The organism is Pseudomonas jilinensis (assembly GCF_003586265.1).
Classification (GTDB): Bacteria; Pseudomonadota; Gammaproteobacteria; order Pseudomonadales; family Pseudomonadaceae; genus Halopseudomonas; species Halopseudomonas phragmitis.
This window is the reverse complement of record NZ_QJSA01000007.1, coordinates 128,203-148,010: the sequence shown is the minus strand read 5'-3', so window position 1 is coordinate 148,010 and position 19,808 is coordinate 128,203. Positions and strand designations below refer to the sequence as shown.

The 19,808-nt window shown below is 61.6% G+C and carries 16 protein-coding genes; 12 read left to right on the top strand and 4 right to left on the bottom strand.

Features of this window, described 5'->3' with window-relative positions; translation table 11 throughout:
- Positions 1–17 precede the first annotated feature (17 nt).
- The 10 genes from C2846_RS09460 (at position 18) to C2846_RS09415 (ending at position 10,176) form a co-directional block, all read left to right on the top strand.
- On the top strand, positions 18–1,391 hold the full coding sequence (locus C2846_RS09460; RefSeq protein WP_080049236.1) for an aspartate aminotransferase family protein: 1,374 nt from the start codon (positions 18–20) through the stop codon (positions 1,389–1,391).
- A gap of 114 nt (positions 1,392–1,505) precedes the next feature.
- A complete protein-coding gene (locus C2846_RS09455; protein WP_080049235.1) occupies positions 1,506–2,603 on the top strand; it encodes an extracellular solute-binding protein in 1,098 nt (365 codons plus the stop codon).
- Positions 2,604–2,701: 98 nt separating this feature from the next.
- Positions 2,702–3,799, top strand: a complete 1,098-nt coding sequence (locus C2846_RS09450; RefSeq protein WP_080049234.1) for a polyamine ABC transporter substrate-binding protein — start codon at positions 2,702–2,704, stop codon at positions 3,797–3,799.
- 143 nt (positions 3,800–3,942) lie between these two features.
- A complete protein-coding gene (locus tag C2846_RS09445) occupies positions 3,943–5,079 on the top strand; it encodes an ABC transporter ATP-binding protein (RefSeq protein WP_119701331.1) in 1,137 nt (378 codons plus the stop codon).
- Between the two features lie 20 nt (positions 5,080–5,099).
- Positions 5,100–5,981 carry an ABC transporter permease subunit gene (locus tag C2846_RS09440; RefSeq protein WP_165443800.1) on the top strand — a complete coding sequence of 294 codons (882 nt, stop codon included), beginning with the start codon at positions 5,100–5,102 and terminating at the stop codon, positions 5,979–5,981.
- Positions 5,978–6,847, top strand: coding sequence for an ABC transporter permease subunit (locus C2846_RS09435; protein ID WP_080049232.1), 870 nt, complete (start codon positions 5,978–5,980; stop codon positions 6,845–6,847). The genes C2846_RS09440 and C2846_RS09435 overlap by 4 nt, the downstream gene beginning before the upstream one ends.
- Before the next feature lie 150 nt (positions 6,848–6,997).
- A complete protein-coding gene (locus tag C2846_RS09430; RefSeq protein WP_119701330.1) occupies positions 6,998–7,771 on the top strand; it encodes a hypothetical protein in 774 nt (257 codons plus the stop codon).
- A 45-nt stretch (positions 7,772–7,816) separates the two neighbouring features.
- Entirely contained in the window at positions 7,817–8,422 is a 606-nt protein-coding gene (locus C2846_RS09425) for a TetR/AcrR family transcriptional regulator (protein ID WP_119701329.1), read from the top strand.
- A gap of 38 nt (positions 8,423–8,460) precedes the next feature.
- Positions 8,461–8,967: a DUF4334 domain-containing protein gene (locus tag C2846_RS09420; RefSeq protein ID WP_119701328.1), complete on the top strand. Its 507-nt coding sequence runs from the start codon at positions 8,461–8,463 to the stop codon at positions 8,965–8,967.
- An 84-nt stretch (positions 8,968–9,051) separates the two neighbouring features.
- The gene (locus tag C2846_RS09415; protein ID WP_119701327.1) at positions 9,052–10,176 is read left to right on the top strand and encodes an aminotransferase class V-fold PLP-dependent enzyme; all 1,125 of its coding nucleotides are present in this window, start codon (positions 9,052–9,054) and stop codon (positions 10,174–10,176) included.
- A 49-nt stretch (positions 10,177–10,225) separates the two neighbouring features.
- Here C2846_RS09415 and C2846_RS09410 read toward each other — a convergent pair whose 3' ends face one another.
- The 4 genes from C2846_RS09410 to C2846_RS09395 all read right to left on the bottom strand — a co-directional run bounded on the left by C2846_RS09410 (position 10,226) and on the right by C2846_RS09395 (position 16,289).
- Positions 10,226–10,948, bottom strand: a complete 723-nt coding sequence (locus C2846_RS09410; protein ID WP_095624636.1) for a VC0807 family protein — start codon at positions 10,946–10,948, stop codon at positions 10,226–10,228.
- Positions 10,949–11,069: 121 nt separating this feature from the next.
- Entirely contained in the window at positions 11,070–12,044 is a 975-nt protein-coding gene (locus C2846_RS09405) for a calcium/sodium antiporter (protein ID WP_080049226.1), read from the bottom strand.
- A gap of 101 nt (positions 12,045–12,145) precedes the next feature.
- The gene (locus C2846_RS09400; RefSeq protein WP_119701326.1) at positions 12,146–14,491 is read right to left on the bottom strand and encodes a multiheme c-type cytochrome; all 2,346 of its coding nucleotides are present in this window, start codon (positions 14,489–14,491) and stop codon (positions 12,146–12,148) included.
- Between the two features lie 106 nt (positions 14,492–14,597).
- Entirely contained in the window at positions 14,598–16,289 is a 1,692-nt protein-coding gene (locus tag C2846_RS09395; protein WP_240638184.1) for a long-chain-fatty-acid--CoA ligase, read from the bottom strand.
- Between the two features lie 212 nt (positions 16,290–16,501).
- Between C2846_RS09395 and C2846_RS09390 the strand changes: the two genes are divergently transcribed.
- Positions 16,502–17,914 (top strand): alginate export family protein, encoded by a 1,413-nt coding sequence (locus C2846_RS09390; RefSeq protein ID WP_119701324.1) that lies wholly within the window; start codon positions 16,502–16,504, stop codon positions 17,912–17,914.
- 27 nt (positions 17,915–17,941) lie between these two features.
- The gene (locus tag C2846_RS09385; protein WP_119701323.1) at positions 17,942–19,609 is read left to right on the top strand and encodes an arylsulfatase; all 1,668 of its coding nucleotides are present in this window, start codon (positions 17,942–17,944) and stop codon (positions 19,607–19,609) included.
- Positions 19,610–19,808 lie beyond the last annotated feature (199 nt).

The following is a 19,808-nucleotide window of genomic DNA, read 5'->3' as shown; positions in this document are numbered from 1 at the left end:
GCATGGAGGAAGAATCAATGAGCAGTCAGATCCGACATACCACCGCCGAGCTGCAAGCCATGGATGCCGCCCATTACCTGCATCCGTTCACCGACCACAAAGACCTGGGCGCCCGGGGCGCGCGCATCATCGAGCGGGCTCAGGGGGTTTACCTGTGGGACAGTGAAGGCAACCAGATTCTCGATGGCATGGCCGGGCTGTGGTGCGTCAACATCGGCTACGGCCGTACCGAACTGGCCGAGGTGGCCTACAAGCAGATGCTTGAGCTGCCCTACTACAACAGCTTCTTCCAGTGCGCCAACCCGCCGGCGGTACAACTGGCCAAGGCGATTGCCGAGATCGCTCCGGCGCACATGAACCACGTGTTCTTCACCGGCTCGGGCTCGGAGTCCAACGACACCGTGCTGCGTATGGTCCGCCGCTACTGGGACCTCAAGGGCAAGCCGGGCAAGAAGACCATCATCAGCCGGATCAACGGCTACCATGGTTCAACCGTGGCCGGCGCCAGCCTCGGCGGCATGTCGGTGATGCACGAACAGGGCGACCTGCCGATTCCCGGCATCGTGCATATCCCGCAGCCGTACTGGTACGGCGAAGGCGGTGATATGGATCCCGAGGAGTTCGGCCTGTGGGCTGCACGTCAGCTCGAGGCCAAGATCGAAGAACTGGGCGAGGACAAGGTCGCGGCCTTTATCGCCGAACCGATCCAGGGCGCCGGCGGGGTAATCATTCCGCCATCGACCTACTGGCCGGAGATCAAGCGGATTCTCGCCAAGTACGACATTCTGCTGGTGGTAGACGAAGTGATCTGCGGCTTCGGTCGCACCGGCGAATGGTTCGGCAGCCAGTACTTCGACCTCAAGCCGGACCTGATGCCGATTGCCAAGGGTATGACCTCCGGTTATCTGCCCATGGGCGGAGTGATCGTCGGCGACCGGGTAGCCAACACTCTGATCGAACACGGCGGCGAGTTCTTCCACGGCTACACCTACTCCGGACATCCGGTGGCGGCCGCAGTCGGCCTGGAAAACCTGCGCATTCTGCGCGAAGAAAAGATCGTCGATTACGTCAAGCAGGAAGCGGCACCGTATTTGCAGAGCAAAATCGCCAGTCTGGCGGAACACCGTCTGGTTGGCGAGGTACGCGGTGTTGGCCTGCTCGGCGCTATCGAGTTGGTCAAGAACAAGGCTACCCGGGAGCGCTTCGCCGAGAAGGGCAGCACCGGGACCTTGTGTCGTGACCTGTGCGTACGCAACGGCCTGGTGATGCGCGCGGTCGGTGACACCCTGATCATGTCGCCGCCGCTGGTGATCAAGCCGGAGGAAATCGACGAGTTGGTCGCCAAGGCTTGGCGTTGTCTGGATTTGGCCGCCGAACAGCTCGGCGTCTGAGCCAGGGCCGGACCAGCGACTACACTGGAGCATGCCCGGTCCCCGGGCATGTGCTGGGGAGGGAGCGTGTCGCACACGGCACCGCGTTTACAAAACGGATGGAGAGAAGAACCAATGCAAAAGCATCTGAGCAAGACCCTGCTGGCCAGCGCCATGGCATTGACACTCAGTGCCGGCGTTCAAGCCCAGGGCGTAGTAAACGTATACAACTGGTCCGACTATATCGCTGAAGACACTCTGGCCAACTTCCAGGCCGAGACTGGCATCCGGGTGGTCTACGACGTCTTCGACAGCAACGAAGTGCTGGAAGCCAAGCTGTTGTCCGGTAACTCCGGCTTCGACATCGTGGTGCCCAGTGACAGCTTCCTGGCCAAACAGATCAAGGCCGGCGCTTTCCTGCCACTGGATCGCAGCAAACTGCCGAACTGGGAGCACCTTGATCCGGTCCTGCTCAAGGCCCTGGAAACCAATGACCCTGGCAACCAGTTCGCCTTCCCTTACCTGTGGGGCACCACCGGCATCGGCTACAACGTCGACAAGGTCAAGGCCGTGCTGGGTGAAGACGCCCCGGTCGATTCCTGGGATCTGGTGTTCAAACCGGAAAACATCGCCAAGCTGGCCTCCTGCGGTGTCGCCTTCCTCGATGCACCGTCAGAGATCACCCCGGCCGCACTGTTCTACCTGGGCCTGCCGCCCAGCAGCACCAATGCCGATGACTATGCCAAGGCCGAAGAGCTGATGATGAGCATTCGCCCACACATCACCTACTTCCACTCGTCCAAGTTCATCACCGATCTGGCCAATGGCGACATCTGCGTAGCCGTAGCCTGGTCAGGCGACGTGATCCAGGCCGCCGACCGCGCCGAAGAGGCCGAGAACGGCCAGGTCATCGAGTACGTGATTCCCAAGGAAGGCGCACCAATGTGGTTCGACATGATGGCCATTCCCAGGGATGCACGCAACGTCGACAACGCCCATGCGTTCCTGAACTACATCATGAAACCCGAAGTCATTGCCGAGATCAGCAACTATGTCGCCTACGCCAATGGCAACCTGGCCTCCAAGTCGCTGATTGACCCTGAAGTATTAAATGATCCGAGCATCTATCCGCCCGAAGAGACCTTGAATAAACTCTTCACCCTGGCCGAACTGCCGGTGAATATCGAGCGCGTACGCACCCGCTCATGGACCAGGATCAAAGCCGGACGCTGAACCCATTTACCCTGAAACGGCCGGGTTCAGCACCCGGCCAACACCAACAAGGCAGACCAGGCCACAGGCGTTGGCTGGAGTCTGCAACAGGAGACACCATGAAACAACCAATGCAGAAGACGTTGCTGGCCCTGGCCACCGCTGGCCTGTTCGCCGGTGCAGCCCAGGCCGCTGGCGAGCTGAAGATCTATAACTGGTCGGACTACATCGCCGAGGACACCATTGCCAACTTTGAGAAAGAGACCGGCATCAAGGTGACCTACGACGTGTACGACTCCAACGAAGTGCTCGATGCGCGACTGCTGACCGGTCGCTCCGGGTTCGACATCGTGGTGCCGTCCAATCACTATCTGAGCAAGCAGATCGAGGCTGGCGTCTACCTGCCGCTGGATCACAGCAAGCTGCCCAACATGGCCAACCTCAACCCGGCCCTGATGGACGACCTGGAAACCGTGGACCCGGGCAGCACCTACTCTATCCCCTACCTGTGGGGCACCAACGGTATCGGCTACAACATCGACAAGGTCACCGCCATCCTCGGCGAAGACGCGCCGCTGGACTCCTGGGACCTGGTATTCAACCCCGAAGTGGTCAGCAAGCTGTCGAGCTGCGGTGTGTCGATGCTCGACTCCGGTGATGAAATGCTCACCTCCGCGCTCAAATATCTGGGCCTGGACCCCAACAGCAATGACGCCGACGACCTGAAAAAGGCCGAAGACCTGCTGATGAGCGTGCGCAGCCACGTCACCTACTTCCACTCCTCACGCTATATCTCCGATCTGGCCAATGGCGAGATCTGTGTTGCCGTCGGCTACTCCGGTGATGTATTCCAGGCCGCCGACCGCGCAGAGGAAGCCGGCAACAACGTCAACATCGGCTACACCATCCCCAAGGAAGGCACCGCACTGTGGTTCGACATGATGGCGATCCCCAAGGATGCACCGAACGCCGAAAACGCCCACATCTTCATCAACTACATCCTGCGCCCGGAAGTGATCGCGCCGATCACCGACTATGTGTCCTACGCCAATCCGAACAAGGCGGCTGACGAACTGGTCGATGCCGACATTCTGGCGGATGAGTCGATCTACCCGACCGAAGAGGTGATGGCCAATCTGTATGTAGCCAAGCCCCGGCCATTGGCCAGCCAGCGCATCATCACGCGCTCCTGGAACCGGATCAAATCCGGTCGCTGATCCACCTCGAGGGGGTTGCCACTGGCAACCCCCCTTGCGGTCAGGCCATGCCTTTTCAACTGAAACCATCTCCATCGCCGCCCGCACGATGACGGGCCAGGTAACGAGAGAAAGATAAGAAAGCTGTTTAGCGGAGAAATCCTATGGTTGGTGCAGCAGGTGCCATGAAGCAAGCCATGGCCAAGGTAAAACCCGATGAATTCGTCAAGATCGACCGTGTCAGCAAGCGTTTCGACGAAGCGCTGGCCGTCGATGATGTCAGCCTTACCATCAACCGCGGGGAAATCTTCGCCCTGCTCGGCGGCTCTGGTTCCGGCAAGTCCACCCTGCTGCGCATGCTGGCCGGCTTCGAGCGACCAACAGAAGGTCGAGTCCTGCTCGACGGTCAGGATATTACCAACCTGCCGCCCTACGAGCGGCCAATCAACATGATGTTCCAGTCCTACGCCTTGTTTCCACACATGAGTGTGGAGCAGAACATCGCCTTCGGCCTCAAGCAGGACAAACTGTCCAAGACCGAGGTCAAGGAGCGGGTAGCAGAAATGCTCAAGCTGGTGCACATGACCGAATACGCCCGGCGCAAACCGCATCAGCTCTCCGGTGGCCAGCGCCAGCGGGTGGCCCTGGCCCGTTCGCTGGCCAAGCGGCCCAAGCTGCTGCTGCTCGACGAGCCCATGGGCGCACTGGACAAGAAGCTGCGAACCCAGATGCAACTGGAGCTGGTGGAAATCATCGAACGGGTCGGCGTGACCTGCATCATGGTGACCCACGACCAGGAAGAGGCCATGACCATGGCCCAGCGCATCGCCATCATGCATCAGGGCTGGATCGCCCAGGTCGGCACCCCGATGGACATCTACGAAAGCCCGGCCAGCCGTCACGTCGCCGAGTTCATCGGCAGCGTCAACATCTTCGAGGGCCAGATCACCGCCGACATGGAAGACCATGCGATCATCGAGTGCCAGCAGCTGGATCGCCCAATCTATGTCGGCCACGGCATCACCACCCGCGCCCAGGAAAAAAGCATCACCTACGCCCTGCGCCCGGAAAAGGTCATGGTCAGCACTGAAAAGCCCGAGCAGGAGTACAACTGGGCGCACGGCAAGGTCCACGATATCGCCTACCTGGGGGGCCATTCGGTGTACTACATCAAGCTCGACAGCGGGCTGATCGTCCAGGCCTTCTTCGCCAATTCCGAACGCAGGCTCCCACGCCCGACCTGGGAAGATCAGGTCTATGTCAGTTGGGACGATGACAGCGGGGTGGTACTGCACTCATGAACAAGATGCTCTCCAGACTGTTGCCGCGGGGACGCTTCTGGGTCATCAGCGTTCCCTATCTGTGGCTGTTCCTGTTCTTCCTGCTGCCCTTCGCCATCGTGCTGAAGATCAGCTTCTCGCAGGCCGCCATTGCCATTCCACCCTATGAGCCGATTTTCCAGTACGCCCAGCAGTCGCTGAATATCGTACTGAACATGGGCAACTACCTGTTCCTGACCCAGGATGCGTTGTATTTCTCAGCCTATCTGGGCTCACTGAAGATCGCCTTCTACTCGACCCTGGTTTGCCTGGTGCTCGGCTACCCGATGGCCTATGCCATCGCCAAAGCCCCGCGTGACAAGCAATTGGTGTTTCTGCTGCTGATCATGATGCCGACCTGGACCGCGATCCTGATCCGGGTCTATGCCTGGATGGGCATCCTCAGCACCAACGGTCTGCTCAACTCGACCCTGATGTCGCTGGGCCTGATCAGCACCCCGATGCAGATCCTTAACACCAATACCGCGGTGTATATCGGCGTGGTCTATGCCTACCTGCCGTTCATGGTTCTGCCGCTATACGCCAACCTGGTCAAGCATGACGACACTCTGCTGGAAGCGGCAATGGATCTGGGTGCCAGCAAGATCAAAGCGTTCTGGAAGGTCACCGTGCCGCTGTCCAAGACCGGCATCATCACCGGCTCAATGCTGGTGTTCATCCCGGTGGTCGGCGAGTTCGTGATTCCCGAACTGCTGGGCGGCCCGGAAACCCTGATGATCGGCAAAGTGCTGTGGCAGGAGTTCTTCAACAACCGCGACTGGCCGGTAGCCTCGGCGCTGGCGATCGTGATGCTGCTGATCCTGCTGATCCCGATCATTTTCTTCCACTACAACCAGGCCAAGGAAATGGAGAAGAACGCATGAACAGTTCACGCTTCAGTTTCTCCACCATCATGCTCTGGGTCGGGCTGGCGTTCATCTACATCCCGATGGTCATTCTGGTCATCTACTCGTTCAATGCCTCACGGCTGGTAACCGTCTGGGGCGGCTGGTCAGTGCACTGGTATGTTGGCCTGCTGGACAACACCCAACTGATCAATGCGGTCAAACGCAGCCTGCAGATTGCCTTCTACACCGCCAACGCGGCGGTGGCGCTGGGCACCCTGGCCGCCTTCGTGATGACCCGGATCAAGCGTTTCAAGGGCCGCACGCTGTTCTCCGGCATGGTCACCGCGCCGCTGGTCATGCCCGAGGTGATCACCGGTCTGTCACTGCTGCTGCTGTTCGTGGCCATGGCTCAGCTGATTGGCTGGCCGGCCGAGCGCGGCATCATGACCATCTGGATCGCGCATACCACCTTCTGTACCGCCTATGTCGCCATCGTCGTCAGCGGCCGGTTGCGCGAGCTCGACCAGTCGATCGAAGAAGCGGCCATGGACCTGGGTTCGCCGCCGTGGAAGACCTTCCTGCTGATCACCGTACCGATGATCGCACCGTCGATCGCCGCCGGCTGGCTGCTGTCCTTCACCCTGTCACTCGATGACCTGGTACTGGCCAGCTTCGTTTCCGGTCCCGGCGCCACCACCCTGCCGATGGAGGTGTTCTCCTCGGTGCGTCTGGGGGTCAAGCCGGAGATCAATGCGATTGCCAGTCTGATCCTGCTGGCGGTGGGCCTGTTCACCCTGCTGGCCTGGTTCCTGATCCGCAGTGCCGACAAGCGCGCACGCATGCCACCGCCGGAAGATGATCCGGTGACCTGGAAAGCGGTCGTCGAAAGCCGCCGCAACTGAGCCTCGGCTCAACTCCCAACGGGGCGCCTGGCGCCCCGTTGTCATTTACAGCCTCTGGTCAGGAAAACACTTGGCAAGCCCGGGCTCAGCGATTACTCTTCCTATATTGAATGAACATTCATTCATAAGCACAACAACCAGGAGAACACCATGCCTCAAGGTAAAGTCGAGCTGTACGATCTGATGGCCTGCAACGTCTACATGGACTTCGAAAACACCGGGCTGCCCAAGGAACAACACAAGTTCCTGATCGCCTTCTATCCCACCGGCGGCGACCCGGTGCATGAGCTGATCGACAGCATCACCGCCCGCGGCCCCAACGGCTACGTGGCCGAAGTCGCCAACCAGCCCTATACCATCAGCAACCTCAACGGCCATATCTTCGACCGCACCACCAACTCGCACTGGTACATGATCAACCTCTACAGCGGATTCATGGAGCCCGGCGAGTACGTCATCGAAGTCAAGTGCAAGGATGGCAGCGTCAAGACCATTTCCCGGGTACAGGACAATGCCCCGTCAGACAAACTGATGGCCGCCTATCTGCCGCAGCGCGAACGGCTCAAGGCCAGCTATCAACCCGGTCAGGGCCAGCAGCTGCCAGCCGGCACTGCGCTGACCGGCGTCGAAGTGACCTGCGACTCGCTCAAGGAACTAAGCGGCGTCGATTGCTGGACCGTCTTCCGCATCTGCGAGGCCAGCAACAGCAAGGAGTTCGATCCGCAAAACCTGTACTGGTGGGACAACATCTTTCTTGAGCGCTTCAGCAACCCGGAGGCCGGCAAGAACCGCAATCGCATTCGCATCCCGGTCGAACTCAAGGCCGGCAGCGCCTTTACCTACTTTTCCGAGTTAACCGACGGCAACAGCATGGGCGGCACCAACATCTGCATTTTCCAGCCCTACCAAACCTTCTACACCTGAAACCCAGGGGATGGACAGACGGTCAATTGCAGGTAGAATGCGCCAATGAATACTCGTTCAGCAGCTACCCGCAAACCCCGCCCACGGATCAAGGACAAGCGCACCGCCATTCTTCAGGCGGCGCTCAAGGTCTTTGCCGAAGGCGGCGTCAATGGCGTACCGATGCCGGTATTGGCCGAACAGGCCGGTGTCGGCACCGGTACCATCTACCGGTATTTCGACAGCAAGGAAACCCTGGTCAACGAACTGTTCCGCGAAGAAAAACAGGCCCTGCACCTGAGCCTGTACCGCGACCTTGACCTGAGCCGACCGGCGCGAGAACTGTTCGATGTGATCTGGCAGCGCATGCTGGCCTTCACTCGTGAAGCACCGCACGCTTATCGTTTCCTTGAGCTGCAGGACCATCGTCCATATCTGGACGAGGCCAGCCGCACGCTGGAGCACGACCTCCTGCGTCCGATCCTGGCCCAGTACCGCAGCCTGCAACAGCAGGGCACCTTCCGCCAGGATGTGCGGCCGGAAGTGTTGATGTCATTGGTCTGGGGGGCCTTCGTGCACCTGATCAAGAGCGAGCGCGATGGCCACATCACGCTCGATCAGGCCGACATCGATGCGGCCCGTGATGCTTGCTGGAGTCTGTGTACCGGTTGACCGTCCGTTCATGCCCCGTCACAACACGAGGACATGACATGAGCAAGACCCGCAAAACCCTGACCGCACTCGGCCTGAGTGCCGTCCTGAGCAGCCCAGCCCTGGCTGATGAGCTGGAGCAGCGCTGGCTGGAGATGATCGCCAGCGGCCAGGCCTACCAGGCCGAGACGCTGATGCCGCTGTTCGAGCAGCTCGAACCGGTCAGCCCCGAGCTCATGCTCGGTACCTGGAAAGGCGGCAAATTCGGCGGCGGCGCTGAACCGGACCCGATCAACTGGTACGGCAAGCGCTTCAACTCCCTGACCGATGTCGAGCCCCTGCTGGTCCATGGCCCGGACGGCACCGTAGCCACCTTCGAGGGCCTGGGCCGAGCCCAGATGCGTGAAATGAAATACGCCGGAGTGGTTTCTGCAGCGCTGATCTACGACCAGCAACCGATCATGGACTATTTTCGCAAGGTCAATGACGAGGTGGTCATCGGCCTGGGTGACATCAAGGGCAAGCCGACTGACTTCTTCTTCCATTTGAGCCGCGAACAAGACTGATTCCTGCGGCAAATCAGGTTAGGATGTGGCATCAATGCCCGGGCAAGCCCGGGCGTCTTGTCCGTCTGAATCCGGAGAATGCCCGTGTCCAAGCTGGTTCCCGCCATCGACCCTGAAGGCCTGCTCGAATACTCGGTGGTTTTCACCGACCGCTCACTGAACCACATGTCGCAAACCTTCCAGCAGGTCATGCGCGACATTTCTGGCACCCTCAAGGATGTCTACAACGCCGCCGCCGTAGCCGTAGTACCCGGTGGCGGGACCTATGGTATGGAAGCGGTAGCCCGCCAGTTTGCCCAGGATCAGCGCTGCCTGGTGATCCGCAACGGCTGGTTCAGTTACCGCTGGAGCCAGATCTTCGAAATGGCCCGCCTGCCGGCCGAGGAAATCGTGCTCAAGGCTCGCCAGATCGAAGCCGGTGGCCAGGGTGCCTTCGCCCCGGCCCCAATTGACGAGGTCGTCGCTGCGATCCGCCAGCACCAGCCCGCCGTGGTCTTCGCCCCGCACGTGGAAACCGCCGCCGGGATCATCCTGCCCGATGACTACCTGCGCGCAGTCGCCGATGCGGTACATGAGGTCGGCGGCCTGTTCGTACTCGACTGCATCGCCTCCGGCACAGTCTGGGTCGACATGCAGGCCTGCGGCGTCGACATCCTGATCAGCGCCCCGCAGAAAGGCTGGAGCGCATCACCCTGCAGCGCCCTGGTAATGCTCGGCGAACGCGCTCTTGAAGCTATCCAGGACACCACCAGCAACAGCTTTGCCTGCGACCTGAAGAAGTGGCTGCAAATCATGCAGGCCTACGAGAACGGCGGTCATGCCTACCACGCGACCATGCCTACCGATGCGCTCAAGCAGTTCCGCGACACCATGCTGGAAACCCGCGACTACGGCTTCGACAAGGTCAAGCAGGAGCAATTGGCGCTCGGTCAGGCGGTACGCCAGCTGCTGGCCGAAAAAGGCTTCAAGAGTGTTGCCGCCGAAGGCTTCGGCGCGCCGGGCGTAGTCGTCAGTTATACAGGCGACGAACGCATCCACAATGGCAGCGCCTTCCTGGCCCATGGCCTGCAAACCGCCGCCGGCGTACCGCTGATGTGCGACGAGCCGGCCGGGTTCCGCACCTTCCGCATCGGCCTGTTCGGGCTGGACAAGCTGCACAACCCCGAGCGTACCGTCGCCACCCTGCGCGCGGCGCTGGAGGGGCTGTAGCCTGAGGAGACTGGCTGGAGGTGTGATCACACCTCCCAGCCCTTGAGCATTAAGCCTTTTCAGTCAGATGCTCGGCCACAATCTCTTCCATCTTCAGCCCGGTCAGGCCGTGGATGGTACGCCACAGGTAGAACAGGATGAGCATCATCATGATCATCGACGGAATCGCAATCATCGGATAGCTGACCAGGGTCATCTTGCCCAGCTCCTCATTGAACGCCTGGGTGCCGGCCGGGCTGACCACAATCCATTTGGCGACAATGTAGTTCATGGTCGAGGAAAAGAAGAAGGTGCCGGCCAGGAAATAAGTGGCCTTGAGCAGACGCGCTTCGAACACCTCGACCAGCCCGCGCTCGACCAGACGCTCGTGGATCAGCTCGACATTGAGTACCTTCTTGTTGTACAGCAGGGTCCGAATCAGCGGATAGCGGGTGCGAGTCGAGATCAATACCGCCAGGCCGATGATGCCAGGTACCGCCGCTTCCTTGATCGCCAGCCACTGCGGATCAAGCTTGAGCAGGCCGATACCGCCGGTCAGACCGACGCTGATCAGACCGAGCAAAGCGATGAAGTTGTACTTGCGGTAGCGCACCAGCTCGAACAGGCCCCAGCCCAACGGAAATACCAGGGCGACCAGCAGGCCTTGCGTTGGCCCCAGGTGCTGCTCGCCACTGAATTTCATCAGGATCACCGAGGGGATGACGATGCTGACCAGCAGGTCGATCATCGGCCGGGGTTTGTGCTGCGGGGTGGCGCGGCTACTGTCAGTCATATCGCTCAACGGAATCACACTCCAGGCTGTTCAGTGAGGCATGATACACGGGGCCGACCCCAGAGCCCCAGTCAAGCCGACCAAAAGTCATACCGGATGCTTCAAGCCCTGGCGGCAGAGTTCAGGGACTGAGGATGGTCGAAACCAGATAACCGCTGTAGCCGATATACACCGCCAGCAACAGCCCGCCTTCCAGACGGCTGATCCGCCCCTGCCGGCCCTTGAGGCCAAAGCCCATGGCAAACAGTGCCACGGTCAGGCCCGCCATCAGCACCCAATCGCGGTACAGTACCGCCGGCTCAACCGCCAACGGCATGATGCCGGCAGCAATCCCGACCACCGCCAGGGTATTGAACAGGCCCGAGCCAATCACGTTACCCAAGGCCAGATCGTGCTCGTTCTTGCGGATCGCCGCCAGTGACGAGGCCAGTTCCGGCAGCGAGGTGCCAACCGCGACTATGGTCAGACCGATAATCAGATCACTGACTCCCAGGCCCTGAGCGATACTGACCGCGCCCCAGACCAGAATCCGCGAACTGACCACCAGCAAGACCAGGCCGAACAACAGCCAGAACAGCGCCCGGCCCAACGGCATGGCATGGTCCTTGACCTCGGCTTCCAGATCGCTGCCCAAGGCATCGCCACGGCCACGGATGCCCTGCCAGACCGACCAGCCCATCAGCAGAAAGAACGCTGCCAGCAATACCCAGGCATCCAGCCGGCTGAGCTGGCCATTGAGCAGTTGCCAGCCGGCCAGCGCGGTGACCCCGAGCAGGATCGGCAGCTCCTTGCGAATCACCTGAGAGTGCACGGTAATCGGACTGATCAGCGCCACCAGACCAATCACCAGGCCTATATTGGCGATGTTCGAGCCATAGGCATTGCCCAGCGCCAGGCCAGGATTGCCCTGCATCGCCGCCAGCGCCGAAACCACCATCTCCGGCGCCGAGGTGCCAAAACCGATGATCAGCATGCCGATCAACAAGGGCGGCACACCGGCATGGGTAGCCGTTGCCGAAGCACCATCGACAAACCGGTCAGCACTCCAGACCAACAAGGCCAGTCCGACAATCACCGCACCCAGAGCCAGCAACATGAGCGATCCATCTCCCGGATAAAAGTCGGCATTATGCGGCAAAGCCAGGCAGCCCGACCAGCGGTCTTAAAACCCGCGAAGCTTGGGCAAGGCCTAACCAGCTATCGGCCTGAATCCAGCGCCGGCAGTTGCCGCAACAGCTGCCGGGCCCCCGGGTGCTCCGGCTCCAGCGCCAAAAGCCGCTCGGCATAGTCACGGGCAGCCGCCAGCTGTTGGTGCCTGACGCTGAAGCTGGCCCCGGCCCACAGCAGGTTGCGGTCGAACGGGTGACGTTCGCTGGCCTGCGCCAACAAGCTCAAGGCCTCCTCGGGACGCTGCGGCTCCAGTGCTACGGCCAGCACATACCCCATGCGTGGATCCTCAGGGCGCAACCGATAGGCCTGGCGTAGCGCGGCGATAGCTTCATCGCTGCGCTGCTGACGAACCAGCGACAGCCCCAACGCATAATGCAGCAGCCCCTCTTGCGGCTGCGCCAGCAGCCCATCACGCAGCAACCGGTCAACCGCCAGCTCACGGCCCTGAGCCCGTAACAGGTCGGCCAGATTGAGGCGGCTGGCACTATGTTGCGGATCGCGGCGCAGCGCCTGATCCCAGTACTGCTCGGCCTCACCGGCGCGGCCCTGGCGCAGACGCAGCAGGCCGAACTGGTTGAGGTAGTCGGCCCGGTCAGCATGCAGCCCCAACTCAGCCTCGTATTCCGCCAGCGCCCGGGTGAAAGCCGGCTGCCGGGCCGCCGGCAAGGACACATCGGCCAGCAGCCTGGCGGCACTGGCCCGCAGGCTGCGCTGCGGATCGTCCAGCAACGCTGGCAACCACTGCTGACGCGGCTCCTGCGGCGCATTTTCGAACGCTTCCAGCGCGCCCTGACGCAGCAGCGGATCGTCACTGCGCAGTTGCTCTGCCAACAGGGCCCAGGCCTGCGGGTCTATGCCAGGAAGCAGACGCCGGGCAGCACTGGCGCGCACCACCGGGGCCAGCGCCGGGTCGCGCACCAGGGCCTGTAAATCAGTCTGGGCCGCCGGATCACCGGCGTCGGCAGCGGCAAAGGCGCTGGCGAAATGGGCCTGACGCCACTGGCCGGAGGGGAACCAGTTTTCAATATGTTGCGCGGCCCAGTCCGGCGTCTGATCGCTATGACAGCCACTGCAGGCATTCGGCGTGCCAAGCGCCAGGGTCAGGTCCGGACGCGGCACACTCAGTTGATGATCGCGCCGCGGGTCGATGACCATGTAAGTGGTTTGCGGCATATGGCAGTTGACGCACTGGGCACCGGGCGAACCCGGCGAGTGGAAATGATGACTGGGCTGATCGAAATGCCTGGGGCTGTGGCAGGTGGCACACAGTGCGTTGCCATCGGCGCGCAGACGCTGGCTGTGTGGCTCGTGGCAATCGCTGCAGGTGACTCCGGCCGCATGCATTCGGCTCTGGGCAAAGGAGGCGCTGATGAACACCTCTTCACGTTGCTGACCGTCGGCATGATAGAGCGGATCACGCAACAGCTCCGGGCGGTAGTGATCGAGCAGTGCGCCGCCGTGCTGGAAACCTTCGGTCACCTGGCTGCGCATGCTGTGACACTGGGCGCAGACGGCCTGTTCGGTGCGCTCGCCCGGCGCCACACTGCGCCGCGCAGTGACCCGCTCCAGCTCATACAGCCAGTGCATGTCGCGGCGCTCGCTGAACTGGCGCAGCAGCCCCTGATCCTGGTGTTCCAGTTCGCCAGCGGCCCAGGTCAGATGCGCACTGCCAGGACCATGGCAGGCCTCGCAGCCGACCCCGAGTTCGGCCCAGGTGCTGGCGAAACTGTCGCTCTGGGTATCGTACTGCTTGCGAAAGTCAGTGACATGGCAGTCGGCGCACATGAAGTTCCAGTTCTGGCTCGGCCGGGTCCAGTGCAGCGGGTCAGCATGACTGATCGCCTCATCCGGATAGATGTGGAACCAGCGCTGCCCGCCCTGCTCTGCCGGGCGCGTGTCCCAGGCAATCGACAGCGCTTGCAAGCGGCCAGCGCCAAGATCGACCAGATACTGCTGCAACGGCTCCAGGCCAAAGGTATAGAGCACCTCGAACTCGCTCAGACTGCCGTCGGGACCATCGGTGTTGACGAAAAAACGGCCGTCACGCTGACTGAAGCGCGAGCGCACACCGGCATAGTCAAAATGCTGATCGTTGAAGTCGCCGAGCACCGTCTCGACGCTGGCGTGGGCCATCGCATGGGCATGCTGGGACGCCTGCCAGGCGCTGTGCTGCTTGGTGTGACAGCCAGCGCACGTTTGGCTACCGACGAACTCGGCGGTCAAGGGTGCCGGGCTGGCTAGCACCGATTCGGGCTGGGACACCGTTACCGGCGACCGTGGGCTCTGGGTCCACCACCAGCCGGCAATCGCCAGCCCCAGCAGCAACAGTGCCAGCATCGGGGCCAGTGAGCGTGACCAGCTGGAATGAGCCATCAACCGAATGCCTGTGGGTTATTGTTTGCAGGCATGGTCGCCGGTCAACGGCTCTGCGTCCAGCCCGGCGTCAGCAAATCTTGCGCGCTGACGCAAGGCCGGGCGCTCAGGCGCAAGCCTGACTGCGCTGGCGCTCCTCGTCGACCAGTTCCTTCTTCGACAGCTTGCCCACCGGGGTCTTGGGCAACGCTTCGCGAATCTCCATGGCCGCCAGCCGTTCATGCTTGCCCAGACGCGACTCAAGAAACGCCTGCAGCGTGGCGAAGTCGAATGCCTCGGCACCAGCCTTGAGCTTTATAAAGGCCTTGGGTGCCTGACCGCGATAGGGATCGTCGATACCGATCACCGAAACCTCCTCGACTGCCGGATGTTCGTAGATGGCTTCCTCGATCACCCGCGGGTAGACGTTATAGCCACTGCACAGAATCATGTCCTTGGTGCGGTCGACGATATACACCCAGCCGTCGGCATCCATATAGCCGACATCTCCGGTCCGTAAAAAGCCGTCGGCGGTCATGGCCTCGGCGCTGGCGTCGGCCCGTTTCCAGTAGCCAGCGGTGATGTTCGGACCACTGATGCATACCTCGCCGCGCTCACCCGGCGCCAGCTCACGATCTCTGCCATCCAGCGGCAAAATCCTGATCCGGCAGCCCGGCACCGGCAAACCACAGGAGCCCGGATGCGGCTCAGCATCCTTGGGCGTAAAAGTCCCGGTGGTGGTGGTTTCGGTCATGCCCCAGCCTTCGCGCAGGGCGCAACCGGCGACCTGCTGGTAACGCTGCTGGACATCCAGCGGCAGCGGAGCACCGCCGGAGTTGCACATCTTCAGCGAAGTCAGATCCAGCTCAGCAGTCAGCGGATGGGCCAGCAGACCGATGAACATGGTCGGCACCCCGGGGAAGGTGGTGATCCGGTTGCGGTCGATCTCGCGCAGCACCGTCTCGGCATCGAAGCGCGGATGCAGGTAGATCTCCGCTCCCAGGTGCAGACTGAACACCATGTTGATCATCAACGCATAGATATGAAATGGCGGCAGCACCGCCAGCACCCGCTCCTGGCCCGGCTGCAGATAGCTGGCGAGAATCTCGCGCAATTGCGCGCAGGAACTGCTGATATTGCCGTGGGTCAGCATAGCGCCCTTGGGCAGACCGGTGGTGCCACCGGTATATTGCAGCACCGCCAACACGGTTTTCGGATCATCCAACGGATGGGCCTTGAGCTCGCCGTTGTTATCCAGCAGGGCGGTGAAGCGCTGACAATCGGCGCTATAGATCACCTCGGCAGACGGCCCCAACTGGGTCGCGACCGCCGGCTCAACCGCCGTATTGAATTCGGTCAGTTGGCCCACCACCAACGCGCGCAGACGGCTGCTGGTCAGCAGCGCAGCCATTTTCGGGTAGAACGCGGCCAGATCCAGGGTGACCATGATGTCGGTCTGACTGTCCTCGATCTTGTGCGCCAGAGTACGCTCGGCATCCAGCGGCGAATAGTTGACCACCGTGCCGCCGGCCCGCAACACGGCAAAGAAACTGATGAAGTAATGCGGGCAGTTGGGCAGATACAGCCCCACATGCACGCCGGGGCCGACGCCCAGGCGCTGCAACCCACAGGCGGCCCGCTGGATCAGTTGGTCCAGCTCGGCATAGCTGAGCTTGCTGCCGAGAAAGTCGAGCGCCGGGCGTTCGGCATAAGCCGCTACCGCCTCGGCCAGTAGCGCATCGACGCTGCGCTGTGGCAACGGCGCGTCCCAGCGCACACTATCGGGATAGGCATTCAACCAGCGCAGTTCTGAGCTCACGACACGCCTCCATGGAGTGATGTTGTTCTTGTATATGCCCGAAAGTAGCGCGCCCATGTCTCGTCGAGAAGCCATATCGACCGCGGATATGAGCTGCCATAGCGCAGCTTGTTGCGCAGCGTCGCAAGTCACTGCGCACTGGCGATAACGCCGGCGCAGTCCACGCAGGATACTCAAGGTCCCGATAACAACAATGATGGGACCACAAGCACATGCGTACCTTGATTACTGCCCTGTCCATCCCTGCCCTGCTGGTAGCTGGCGCCGTGAGCCCGCCGGCCCAGGCCCAGGCACCTGGAGCCAACCCGCTGGAGCAGAGCCGGCCGCTACGCCCCGGCCTGCCGCGCTGGCTGGAGGATTACCGCTTCCTCGACGACCCGGCCAAACGTACCGACTGGTTCGACAGCTACCGTTATCACCGCCTGAACGACTCGGCCTGGCTGCAACTGGGCGGCGAGCTGCGCTACCGGGCCGACAATGTGCGCCAGCCGCTGTTCGGCCTGACCCCGGTGCACAAGGACAATTACCTGCAACAACGCGCCCAGTTGCATGCCGACCTGCACCTGCTGGATGACCGCCTGCGCGCCTTTGTACAACTGGAAAACACCCGCAGTTGGGGCAAGGAGCTGCAAAACCCGCGCGATGAAAGTCGTAACGACATTCATCAGGCCTTCGTTGAAAGCAACCTCGATCTGGGCCAGCAGCGCCTGCGGGTTCGCGCCGGACGCCAGGAAATGGCCTATGGCGTGCACGCGCTGGTGACTTACGCCGAAACCCCGAATATCCGCCAGACCTTCGACGGCCTGCGCCTGACCCTGAACGGTCAGGGTGGTCGCACACTGGACGCCTTTGCCATGCGCACCGTGCGCCACGAAGATGGCAACTTCGATGACAAGTCCGACAACAACACCCGCTTCTACGGCCTCTACGCCAGCCTGCCGCAGACCCAGGTTACCGGCATCGACCTGTACGCCATGGGTCTGGAACGCAAGCAACGCCCCCTGCTCGGCACGCTTGGCCGGGAAAAACGCTACACCCTCGGTACCCGGCTGTTCGGTCGGCATGACGGCTACGACTGGAGCTGGGATTTCATGCATCAACGCGGCCACTTCGCCGGTCAGTCGATTCGCGCCTGGGGTATCTGGAGCGAGTCGGGCTACACCTTCGACCAGGTCTGGAAGCCGCGTCTGGCGGTGCGGGTCGATCTGTCTTCCGGTGATGACGACCCCACCGATGGCCGCGCCGAGACTTTCGACCCGCACTTCCCGCGTGGCGGTGTGTATGGCGAAACCGGCCTGACCAACCCGGCCAACCTGCTGCTGGTCGGCCCGATGCTGGCTTTCTCGCCACGCCACGATCTGCGTATCGAACCAGCGATCTTCAAGCACTGGCGCCAGAGCAGTGACGACGCCATCTACCTGCCCGGTATGCAGGTAGTGCCGGGCAGCACCGCCGTCGGCGGCCGCGACATCGGCACCAACTACCGGCTCAATGCCCGCTGGACCCCGACCGCCAACCTGACCCTGGATCTGGACTACCAGTACTTCAAGGCCGGCAGCGTGGTGCGCAGCGCCGGCGGGCAAAGTACCCAGTTCGTTGCCCTGCGCAGTTCATTCCGTTTCTGAGTCACAACAACAAGAGAGGACACCTCAATGAAGTTCAAGCACCTGGCCCTGGCCGCCCTCACCTGCGGCCTCATCAGCGCCACCAGCCACGCCGCCGAGCGGCCCAACTTCCTGATCATCATGGCTGACGATCTGGGCTACAGCGATCTGGGCAGCTACGGCGGTGAGATCGACACCCCCAACCTCGATGCGCTGGCTGGCGAAGGCCTGCGCCTGACCAACTTCCACACTGCGCCGACCTGCTCGCCAACCCGGGCCATGATGATGTCCGGTACTGACAGCCATATTGCCGGGCTGGGCAACATGGCCGAACTGATGCAGCCGTTCCAGCAGGGCCAGCCCGGTTATGAGGGCTATCTAAATCAGCGCGTGGCCAATCTGGCCGAAGTGCTGCAGGACGCTGGTTACAGCACCTATACCACCGGCAAGTGGCACCTGGGCCGCACTGAAGAACTGAGCCCGAAAAACCGTGGCTTTGACCGCTCATACATTCTGGTCCAAGGCGGTGCCAGCCATTTCGACGACATGACCGCGATCATCAGCGTCGACCCCAAGGCCATCTACCGCGAAGACGGCCAGCAGGTCGAAGTGCCCAAGGGCTTCTTCTCCACCGAGTTTCACACCAACAAACTGATCGACTACATCGAAACCGACCGGGAAACCGGCAAGCCGTTCTTTGCCCTGCTGTCCTATACCGCACCGCACTGGCCGTTGCATGCACCGGATGAGTGGCTGGACAAATATGAAGGGCGTTATGCCGCCGGCTATGAAGCGATCCGCCAGCAGCGACTGGCAAACATGCAGCGCCTGGGGCTGATCGACGCCAATGTCGAACCGCACCTGCCGATGCAGGGTGTACTGCCGAGCTGGGATCAACTAAGCGACGAGCAAAGAGCCCGCGAAGCGCGCAGCATGGAAGTCTACGCGGCAATGGTCGACAACATGGATCATCACATCGGTCGGCTGTTCGACTACCTGAAACAGACCGGGCAGTACGACAACACCTTCATCATCTTCCTGTCTGACAATGGCGCCGACGGCAACAGCCCGCTGGGCCTGCCTGGCAACGACGTGTGGATGAACGAGGCGTTCGACAACAGCCTGGAAAACATGGGCCGCAAGGGTTCCTACATCGACTACGGCGCCCAGTGGGCCCAGGTCGGTTCGACCCCACTCCCGTATTTCAAGGGTCTGACCACCCAGGGTGGCGTACAGGTACCGGCGATCATCCGTCATGCCAGTGTTGACCAGCCTGGCGGCATCAACCGCGAGATCATGCATGTCATGGATCTGATGCCGACCTTCCTCGAACTGGCAGGGGTCGAGCATCCAGCCCCCGAGTTCAAGGGGCGCCCGGTCGAGCCAATGCAGGGTATCTCGATTCTGCCGGCGCTGCAGGGCCAGAGCCTGCCGGAACACGCGATCGGCTGGGAACTGTTCGGACGCAAGGCGCTGCGCAAGGGTGACTGGAAACTGAGCTGGATGACCTCACCCTACGGCAAGGGCGCCTGGCAGATGTTTAACCTGGCCGACGACCCGACCGAAAGCAACGACCTGGCCGAGGCCAAGCCCGAGAAGCTGGCCGAACTGCTCAAGGACTGGGACGCCTATGTCGAGCGCAACAACGTGCTGGAAGGCGAATTCAACATCCGCTACGGCTTCGAGACCTGCCTGTTCGAGTACTGCTTCAAGTAAACAATTCGACCGGCACTAACGACAACACCCGGCCTGGCCGGGTGTTGTCGTCTAAGGAAACACTGATTAATTGCACGCAAGCCCAGAAGCCCTGTTGGCGCAGACCTGTTCTGGACTGTCGATGCCCCGGACGGGTATCGTCAAGCCCCCATGGATGGGTTCACGGCGTGTCCAGAACAGGTCTGCGACAATTGGGCCA